This window comes from Micromonospora sp. NPDC047548 (assembly GCF_040642975.1).
Classification (GTDB): Bacteria; Actinomycetota; Actinomycetes; order Mycobacteriales; family Micromonosporaceae; genus Micromonospora.
The window spans coordinates 197,602-203,601 of the sequence record NZ_JBEYTI010000009.1 but is presented as its reverse complement, the minus strand read 5'-3'; the positions used below and the strand labels follow the sequence as shown (position 1 = coordinate 203,601).

The 6,000-nt window shown below is 70.4% G+C and carries 11 protein-coding genes and 1 pseudogene; 7 read left to right on the top strand and 5 right to left on the bottom strand.

From position 1 onward, the window contains the following. Positions 1 to 137 precede the first annotated feature (137 nt). On the top strand, positions 138 to 1,160 hold the full coding sequence (locus ABZ807_RS13030; protein ID WP_357156091.1) for a hypothetical protein: 1,023 nt from the start codon (positions 138 to 140) through the stop codon (positions 1,158 to 1,160). A 39-nt stretch (positions 1,161 to 1,199) separates the two neighbouring features. On the opposite strand, the gene ABZ807_RS13025 is transcribed toward ABZ807_RS13030, so the two are convergent. Both ABZ807_RS13025 and ABZ807_RS13020 read right to left on the bottom strand, forming a co-directional pair. Beyond that, positions 1,200 to 1,391 carry a DUF397 domain-containing protein gene (locus ABZ807_RS13025; RefSeq protein WP_357156088.1) on the bottom strand — a complete coding sequence of 64 codons (192 nt, stop codon included), beginning with the start codon at positions 1,389 to 1,391 and terminating at the stop codon, positions 1,200 to 1,202. A gap of 10 nt (positions 1,392 to 1,401) precedes the next feature. Next, positions 1,402 to 2,244 carry a helix-turn-helix transcriptional regulator gene (locus tag ABZ807_RS13020; RefSeq protein WP_357156085.1) on the bottom strand — a complete coding sequence of 281 codons (843 nt, stop codon included), beginning with the start codon at positions 2,242 to 2,244 and terminating at the stop codon, positions 1,402 to 1,404. A 143-nt stretch (positions 2,245 to 2,387) separates the two neighbouring features. On the opposite strand from ABZ807_RS13020, the gene ABZ807_RS13015 reads away from it, so the two are divergent. From ABZ807_RS13015 to ABZ807_RS13000, 4 genes and pseudogenes are all read left to right on the top strand, one after another. Continuing rightward, positions 2,388 to 2,576 (top strand): hypothetical protein, encoded by a 189-nt coding sequence (locus ABZ807_RS13015; RefSeq protein ID WP_357156082.1) that lies wholly within the window; start codon positions 2,388 to 2,390, stop codon positions 2,574 to 2,576. Beyond that, on the top strand, positions 2,573 to 2,752 hold the full coding sequence (locus tag ABZ807_RS13010; RefSeq protein ID WP_357156079.1) for a hypothetical protein: 180 nt from the start codon (positions 2,573 to 2,575) through the stop codon (positions 2,750 to 2,752). Before ABZ807_RS13015 ends, ABZ807_RS13010 begins: the two co-directional genes overlap by 4 nt. After that, positions 2,749 to 2,967 (top strand): hypothetical protein, encoded by a 219-nt coding sequence (locus ABZ807_RS13005; RefSeq protein WP_357156076.1) that lies wholly within the window; start codon positions 2,749 to 2,751, stop codon positions 2,965 to 2,967. Before ABZ807_RS13010 ends, ABZ807_RS13005 begins: the two co-directional genes overlap by 4 nt. Before the next feature lie 60 nt (positions 2,968 to 3,027). Further along, positions 3,028 to 3,618: pseudogene (locus ABZ807_RS13000) on the top strand (DUF2332 family protein); the annotation flags it as partial. A gap of 19 nt (positions 3,619 to 3,637) precedes the next feature. On the opposite strand, the gene ABZ807_RS12995 reads toward ABZ807_RS13000, so the two are convergent. The 3 genes from ABZ807_RS12995 to ABZ807_RS12985 form a co-directional block, all read right to left on the bottom strand. Beyond that, a complete protein-coding gene (locus ABZ807_RS12995) occupies positions 3,638 to 4,558 on the bottom strand; it encodes a class I SAM-dependent methyltransferase (RefSeq protein ID WP_357156073.1) in 921 nt (306 codons plus the stop codon). Positions 4,559 to 4,837: 279 nt separating this feature from the next. Beyond that, complete coding sequence (locus ABZ807_RS12990) at positions 4,838 to 5,146, bottom strand: TraR/DksA C4-type zinc finger protein (protein ID WP_357156069.1); 309 nt, start codon at positions 5,144 to 5,146, stop codon at positions 4,838 to 4,840. A 63-nt stretch (positions 5,147 to 5,209) separates the two neighbouring features. Beyond that, entirely contained in the window at positions 5,210 to 5,407 is a 198-nt protein-coding gene (locus ABZ807_RS12985) for a hypothetical protein (protein ID WP_357156066.1), read from the bottom strand. 136 nt (positions 5,408 to 5,543) lie between these two features. Between ABZ807_RS12985 and ABZ807_RS12980 the strand changes: the two genes are divergently transcribed. Next, entirely contained in the window at positions 5,544 to 5,777 is a 234-nt protein-coding gene (locus ABZ807_RS12980; protein WP_357156063.1) for a hypothetical protein, read from the top strand. Then, positions 5,738 to 5,980, top strand: coding sequence for a DUF5522 domain-containing protein (locus tag ABZ807_RS12975; protein ID WP_357156059.1), 243 nt, complete (start codon positions 5,738 to 5,740; stop codon positions 5,978 to 5,980). The genes ABZ807_RS12980 and ABZ807_RS12975 overlap by 40 nt, the downstream gene beginning before the upstream one ends. Positions 5,981 to 6,000: the final 20 nt, after the last annotated feature.

Here is a 6,000-nt window from a genome sequence, read left to right as displayed (position 1 = left end):
GTCTGGATCAACAAGCCCGACCAGGAAACGAAGACCGTCCCGCAAGCCGCTTAATTAATTAACTCCCGCTGGCCTCAATCCCTTGACACGTTCCGCGAGGGGCGCAACCTTTCGTGAAGGTCTGACATCATTCCGGCATGACGGAGCCCTCGAAGCCGCGTAAGAGGTTGGGCCCGGTCGCTGTCTTGGCACTCAGCACGCTGGCTGGTTGGGCTCTGATTGCGGTCTGTGTGGGGGAGAAGTCGCTCGACCGCGCAGACAAGGCTGCCAGCGTCGTTGCCATGCTGCTTGCCCTGGGAGCCCTGACTGTGGCGATCGTGGAGCGTAGGCCGTCGGATCAGGCCGGCGACACTGCTGGTGATCAGACTGCGGGAGGAGCGAGCGCGCCGCGTTCGTTCCTGAAGGGACCCAGCGTTGTCGCTGGGCTGTCAACCATTGCGGTCGGCCTTGTGGTCGTCCTTCTCGTTGGTGTGTTCGCCGATGGGAATGATGACGAGGCTGACGCGATTGGGGTTGAACCCGCCACTGGGGCAACCAGCCCTGCTGCGACCATCGTGCCGTCAGCGTCCCCGTCTGACAGCAACTCTGCTGAGCCGTGCGGGTCGCAGGTGCAGCAGGCGGAAGGCGTTCCCAGCGCAGCCGCCTCGACGGAGGTGGTCCGTCATGATGGACCGCTGATCCTCTCGAAGGGCTTCTACGCGGACCTTGATTCCCTATGCCCAGACTGGGATGTGACCGATGTTGCCGGTTCCAAGCAGGACATCGGTAGCGATGGAAGAGGAATTGCTCGTAGTCTCACCGCTGGCACTCAGATAGCCCTTGTTGACAAGTCGGCAGAGAGCACCTTCGCGATGTGCTCGTCGAACACCGACTACGTCACCGGGGCCATTCGGTACGACGATCTGCGACCGGGCAACCGGTACTGCGTCCTGACCGACTCCGGCAGAAGGAGCCTCCTCACCGTCAAGCGGGTGCGTCGGGATCGTGACCGAATCGCAGTGCACCTCGATGTGCGGACGTGGGCCGAGAAACGGCAAAGCGAGGAGGCCAACTACGTGCCCTGGATCCTGTTGGGCATCGTTGTCCTGGTATTGGCTGGCGGGGGCGCGAAGAGCGTGGCCTCGAAGAACGAAGGTGATGCGCTCGAGGCCGACCGCTGATCCGGCGAGCGCACATGGTCATCCCCGAGCGCTGGCCAGTCAAGAAATCCTAGGATCGATCGGGCCTGTCAATGTGCCTACGAAGGCGGCCCACGCCTCCGGTGTAAAAGACAGCGCTGGGCCTTGGGGGTCCTTGCTGTCTCGTACCTGGGCGGTCCCATGGGCGTACCTGGCCTCGACGCAGGCGCCGTTGCTGCCGCTCCGGGTGCTCTTGCGCCACTGCGAGTCCACGGTCCGCCTCCTACTCCCTACGCTGCGCGTCCCGAATCTCCTCGATCATTGCGGCCGAGTCCGTGGGGGACAAGGCCGCGGCGCGCAGGCTGTTGAACACCACGGTACAGCGGCGCACATCCTCGCCTTCCGCGTAGAGGTCGCCGGTCAAACCCTCGATGTAGACCACGCTCGGGCCGCTGGCGAAGTTCAGGATGTGGAAGCTGGACAGCATGGAGGCGTAGGCGCCCTCCCGGAACGGGATCACCTGTACGGTGATGTTCCACCGCTTGCCGGCATCGAGCAGGCCCGTCAGCTGCTCAGCCATGACCGCTGCCCCGCCGATCTGGCGGTGCAGCACCGCCTCGTCGAGCACGGCCACGAGCCGCAGCTTCCCTGACGTGATCAGCTCTTGGCGCTGCATGCGGACGGCGACTCGGCGCTCGACCGCCTCCGGTGACGGCTCGAATGCGTCCTCGCTCGTCATCGCCCGTGCGTAGGCCGCTGTCTGGAGCAGTCCCGGCACCACCAGCGTCTCGAAGTTCTGGACCTCGTGAGCGGCGGACTCCAGTCCGATGTACTGGCGGTACGACGACGGCATGTCTCCGTACTTGGCCCACCAACCCCGTTGCTTGCCCGTCTTTGCCATCGAAAGCAGCGTGTCGCGCAGCTCGGCGTCTGTGATGGCGTAGCGATCCAGCAGGGCGTTGAGCGCCGGTCCCTTGATTCCGACCCGGCCCGCCTCGATGCGCCGCAATGTGCTCGCCGAGACATCGATGACCTCGGCTGCCTGTTCGGCGGTCACGTTGGCTTCCTCGCGTACTCGGCGGAGCTGCGCGCCGAGCTGGAAGCGAACGAAGGTCGGACTCTCCATGACGGTGATTGTGCCCCCTGCTGTCGCCGAGTCCGGATCTCGACACGCACAGTCCAAATGCGCGGATGTCATTGACTACCTAAAAATGCGCGCGCAAAGTTAGCGGCGCAGGTTTGACATCGATGCGTGACCGAGGAGGTCTGATGCCCAAGCGCGTGTCGTATGACGACTTCCTGCTCGCGGTCGCGCTGACCCTGGCCCGCCGGCACCGTCCGATGTGGTCGTGGCGGCGGTGGCGCCGGGTCTGCCGGTGCGGCGCGGACCTGCCGTGCCGCGCCCGGCACCGCATCCCGATCCGTCGCGGCCACTGGCCGGGGGAGGAGCACCGATGACCGAGCACCAGGTCGGGCAGATCCTGTCGGTGCACCTGCCCGGCGTCGACGGCCTGTGCGCCGACTGCCGGTGGTGGTGGGCTCGGCTGGCTCCGTACCCCTGCTATCAGGTGGAATGGGCCGCCCGCTGGCATGCTCGCGTCGCCACCCGGCGCTTCCTGGACGGCCTGCCGTGACGACGCACGGCCCGGTCCTGCCGGTCTGGAGTTGCGGCGGTTGCGGTGGGCCCTGGCCCTGCGAGACCAGGCGCAGCGAGTTGCGCGCCGAGTTCGACGGCGCGTCGGTGTCGTTGGCGGTGTACATGGGGTCCTACCTGGTATGGGCCGCCGAGGATCTGACCTGGGTGCCGGCGGGTCTGCTGCACCGGCGGTTCCTGGGGTGGATCCGGTGAGCCTGGTCCGGTGATGGCGACAGGACGGCGGTGGACGAGCGCGGCTGCCACCATCGAGGCGTGACGATCGCCGAGACCTACATCGAATTCGCCCTCCGTGAGGCGCGAGGCGTGTCGCCCACTTACGAGCGGCTGGCTCTCACGGTCGCCCGCGACGAGGCGCTGCTCGCGCTGCTTGGCATGCTCCCGCCGGCCAAGCGCCAGCCGCAGCTGCTGTTCGGCGTCGTACGGTGGCTCAGCGGCCCCGTCGACGACCCGGACGCGTTCCACGACTTCACGGTGGCGAACTGGGCGGCGGTCGCGGCGGAGATGCGCGCCCGTGCCACCCAGACGAACGAGGCCGGGCGGTGCGCCGTACTGCTGCCGGTGCTCGCCGTGCTGCCGCAGCCACTCGCGTTGCTGGAGGTGGGCGCGTCCGCCGGGCTCTGCCTCTACCCCGACCGGTACGCCTACCGCTACGGAGACCACGGCCTCGGTGACGGCGGACCGGTCCTGGAGTGCGAGGTCGACGGGGTGGCGCCGCCGTCCCGCCGGCCCGAGGTGGTGTGGCGGGCCGGCCTGGACCTGAATCCCCTGGACGTGACCGACCCGGCCGACGTCGCCTGGCTGAACGCCCTCGCCTGGACCCGGTCGCACGGGCAGGCGATGATCTGGTTCGCGGGCGCCTGACTCAGCCGTCCAGCCAGGCCGTGCTGCCGCTCCGACCGTCGACGGCCGCCGCGCTCGACCCGTCCACCCGGAAGCCCAGCTGGCGCAGGTGCTCCGCCACGGTCAGGTCGGTGCCGCCAGCGGCCTGGTAGTGGCTGACCAGCAGCCGGCCGCCGGGCGCCACCAGCTCCCGCGCGTGCCGGACCAGGTCGCCCCGGCGGGCCGTCGGCACCAGGTCGAGCAGGACGTGCACGTGGTCGAACCGTCGACTGTCGGCCGGCCGCCAGTCGACGGCGTTACCTACCTCGATCCGGTCGGCCCAGTGCGGCAGCCGCCGCTGGGCCAGCGCGACCAGCCCGGGCGCCAGGTCCACCCCGTACGGCTCCAGCCGGTGGCCGCGCTCGGCCGCCCAGGCGACCACGGACTCCATCAGCAGCCCGTTGGTGCAGCCCAGGTCGAGGAAGGTGCCGTCGCCGCGTACCCCGTCCACGATCATTCCGCGGACGGCCCGCCACTCGGCGGCGTCCCCACCGAAGCCCGACCCGGCCTGCGGGGTGTCGCCGCGCAGGTAGGCCGGCTCCAGCAGGCGGACCGCGTCGGCGTACCAACTGGCGTCGTCCTGGCCCTGCAGCGACCGGACGCCGTCCCGGACCGCTCGGGCCTGCCCGGGGCGACCGGCGGCGCCCAGCCGTTCGGCGAGGACGTCGGCCGGTGCGGTGAGCAGGGCGACCCGGGCGTGCGGCCGGCGGCCCGCGTACCGGTCGCCGTCCAGCCAGACGTACAGGTGGTCGCCGTCGACCGCGAACGGGTGCACCCGCTGGGCCTTGAATCCGGCCCTTTCGAGGGGGATCCGCAGGGCCGCGTCGAGCAGCCAGTGCTCGCCGGGCCGCACCGGACCGCCGGGCAGCCGGGGGTCACCCGCTCGTCGGGTACGGCCGCGCACGTGCCGTCGGGCAGGAACGGGACGAGGGTGAGCCGGCGTACGGCGTACGGCGGGTCGCTCTCGCACAGTCGGTAGCCCATCCGGCCAGCCTCGCCGGGGGTCGCCGGGGAGGCGACCGATTTCCCGCCGCCGACCGGTCAGGGTCGGCGGATGGCCAACCGCATCGGGCTGGCGGTCAGGGGCGTAGGACCCCGACCGCCAGCCAGTTCCGCTGCTTGAGGATTGCGGTCCACCCGGTGGGTGTGGCGCACGCCGGCCGGGCCGCCGGACCGGCGTACCTCAGCGGGGCTGCTTCTGCTGGCAGGGCACGCAGAAGCGGGCGTGCGGCAGCACCTCCAGGCGTTCCTGGGGGATCGGCGCGGCGCACCGCTCGCAGATCCCGTAGCGTCCCTCGGCGATGCGCCGCAGCGCCCCGGTGATGTGCTCCAGGCTCTGCCGGGTGGCGGCGATCAGCGCGCCCCGGGTGTGTGCCTCGCCCGGGTCGCCGGTGTCCGCGGTCAGTTGCGTCAGCCGGGCGGTCTGCATCTCGAAGTCGGACGTCAGCGTGGATCGCAGCTGGTCGAGCCAGTTCTGGGTGTGCGTGGTCATGGCGTAGCTCCTCCGGAAAAAGAAAAAGGGCCGAAGCTGTGAAAGCTTCGCCCTGGTGGCCGTTCACGAGGTGTGTACGGGCCACGGAGGGCTACGTCCGGCGGGGCTCGGCAGTCCGGGGGCGACCGAGCCGGCGCGCGACGGCGCGGCCGTGACTCGCACCACCCGGGTCGCCACGGCCACCCGCAGGTCACGCCGGCGGACAGCAGCGGGTGCCGCCGTCGCGACGACGGCGCTCTCCTGCTGCCCGGCCAGATGCATGTGGCAACCATAGGCCGGGCCGTCCGGAAAGCCAACGTCCTTACGCCCGTCGCGGAATGACCCCGGCCGGGGCGGGCCGGTGTGGTCGGGCCGCCGTCAGTCCCGCGCGCGCTCCAGACGCAGCAGTACGACGCCGTTGCCGAAGGCCCGTGTCCCGGCCAGGTGCAGCGGCCAGTACGCCGACACCATCGCCTGGGCCCGCCGCACCGGCCGGTCCGACCTGGCGGAGCGGCTGACCGACCTCGGCCCGCCGCCGTACGCCGACATGTGCCCCGACGAGCCGCTGCTCGCCAAAGAGACCGGCGCCTTGCAGCTTCGTAGACTGCGCCGGTGGGTGGAGAACGGGGACCGTTGGCGGACCGACCGTTGACCGAGCCGCACCCGTCGCGGCTGCCGCCGGAGCATCCCGACCGGGAGCGGATCCTCGCCGCCCACGCCGCCGCGCTCGCCGCCGGTGAGGCCGGCTACCTCGACCCGGCCAGCGGGCTCTTCGTGCTCAGCGCCGGCTTCCTGGCCCGGCGGGGCACCTGCTGCGGCCGGGGCTGCCGGCACTGCCCGTACGTCGACGACTGACAGTGTTAATCGGGTGCCTC

Excerpts from the sequence above, each read along its gene's own strand:
- ABZ807_RS13015 (WP_357156082.1), top strand. The coding sequence starts at position 2,388 with ATGCCCAAGCGCGTGTCGTATGACGACTTCCTGCTCGCGGTCGCGCTG.
- ABZ807_RS12990 (WP_357156069.1), bottom strand. The coding sequence starts at position 5,146 with ATGACCACGCACACCCAGAACTGGCTCGACCAGCTGCGATCCACGCTG.
- ABZ807_RS13010 (WP_357156079.1), top strand. The coding sequence starts at position 2,573 with ATGACCGAGCACCAGGTCGGGCAGATCCTGTCGGTGCACCTGCCCGGC.
- ABZ807_RS12985 (WP_357156066.1), bottom strand. The coding sequence starts at position 5,407 with ATGCATCTGGCCGGGCAGCAGGAGAGCGCCGTCGTCGCGACGGCGGCA.
- ABZ807_RS13020 (WP_357156085.1), bottom strand. The coding sequence starts at position 2,244 with ATGGAGAGTCCGACCTTCGTTCGCTTCCAGCTCGGCGCGCAGCTCCGC.
- ABZ807_RS13030 (WP_357156091.1), top strand. The coding sequence starts at position 138 with ATGACGGAGCCCTCGAAGCCGCGTAAGAGGTTGGGCCCGGTCGCTGTC.